A 1,383-nucleotide genomic window follows, 5' to 3' on the forward strand; every position below is an offset into this window, starting at 1 on the left:
GGCTTAACGGAGGATGTAGCGTTGCTTAAGCCGGGTTTTCGGGTGCCAGGTGCCGTCTGCGCCGTCAGTGCCGATCCGGCGGTGCAGACAACGGATGTTATGGTAAAAGCATGATGCCTGGCGGGTACGGAAAAATTGTGGCGACCGAGCCTGCAGACGCAAAAATCCGGCCCATACTTATTCGTCTCCTTCATCAGGAATGCAGTACTATCCAGCCACTGCAGGTATTTGGCCCCCAGCGGGGGCTTTTTTTGCCTGTTGTTGGGGCAGATAAAGAAAAGGGCCGCATTAGCGGCCCTTTTCGGAGAGAGCGATGCCTCAATGCGGAATTTCAGAGACTTCTTTAACGTCGGCTTTATTGATCTGCTGTTTGACACCATTTGCGTCTTTATAGCCCAGCAGGCCTGAGTCTGATTCTGTAGGCTTGCCGTCGCTGACAATTGTACGCCCGTCGTTGGTGTGGATGGCATAGCTTGTGCGCGTGCAGCCGGTTAGGGCTGAAAGCGCAACTGCCGCTGCGAACACTGAAACAAAAATCTTTTTCAAAGCCAGCTCCTTTTATCCGTATCAGTTGTCTAGTTCACTCATGTTGGTAATTTTGTCACGGTTGATCTGTTCGGTTCGGCCTGTATGGGCATCTTTGTAGGATACTAACCCCGTATCACTGTCAACTTTGGGTTTGCCGTCTGTAACGATAGTGCGACCATCTGTGGTTTTTATTTCTTGGTTTGAAGAACATCCAGCAGCGGCAAAGGTCACCAACGCGACCATCATGGCCGCCAACAGCGTTTTTTTATTCATAATAGGTTCCCTGCTTAAAGGTAAAGTGGATATGGTCACTAACCATCTAAGTATAGGTCGTTTTTTCATGCGAAAAGAGGATTGAAGGTGGGCATCATGCCCAGCAGTAAAAATGAATGAAAAACGATTTTGGAATGTTGCTTGTTTTTGAGGATTGAAATGGCCTTATTAATTTCACTGGTTGTAGTGGCAGGTCTTTACTATCAATTTTGGTATAAGCCACATAGAGCGCCGATCTTGCGTATATGGGGGATCGCGCCTGATGGACAAGAATTTCGATTATTGCTAACAGAGCATGGAGAAAAAGAGGCTGTTTTACTGTTCGGAAAGAAATCTTTTGTTGCCGTGCCAGATACGCAGAACCTTTATGGTGGGTGTTATTACCTTTATTTAGAGGATGCTCACAAGAACGAGCTTTTAATTGAGTTAAACGAAAGTGATTTATACCCCGGTGGCGCAATAGAACTTCAACACAACGGCGGTCGGAAGATTCATTGCGAGATACTAAAAGTAAGGTGGAGTCGTTAACTCAAGTAATGTTTCCTAAGTATGTTGATAGGCAAACATAGTGGTAGTTAGTCA

At 46.4% G+C, this 1,383-nt stretch carries 3 protein-coding genes; 1 reads left to right on the forward strand and 2 read right to left on the reverse strand.

The features are described 5' to 3' along the window. Positions 1–318 precede the first annotated feature (318 nt). Entirely contained in the window at positions 319–546 is a 228-nt protein-coding gene (locus ACWGO0_RS37400) for a YgdI/YgdR family lipoprotein (protein ID WP_000719360.1), read from the reverse strand. Positions 547–567: 21 nt separating this feature from the next. Continuing rightward, a complete protein-coding gene (locus ACWGO0_RS37405; protein ID WP_044704865.1) occupies positions 568–801 on the reverse strand; it encodes a YgdI/YgdR family lipoprotein in 234 nt (77 codons plus the stop codon). A 186-nt stretch (positions 802–987) separates the two neighbouring features. Here ACWGO0_RS37405 and ACWGO0_RS37410 point away from each other — a divergent pair, with 186 nt between their 5' ends. Beyond that, positions 988–1,329, forward strand: coding sequence for a hypothetical protein (locus ACWGO0_RS37410; protein ID WP_376481930.1), 342 nt, complete (start codon positions 988–990; stop codon positions 1,327–1,329). Positions 1,330–1,383: the final 54 nt, after the last annotated feature.

It is taken from the genome of Streptomyces sp. NPDC055749 (genome assembly GCF_053617235.1).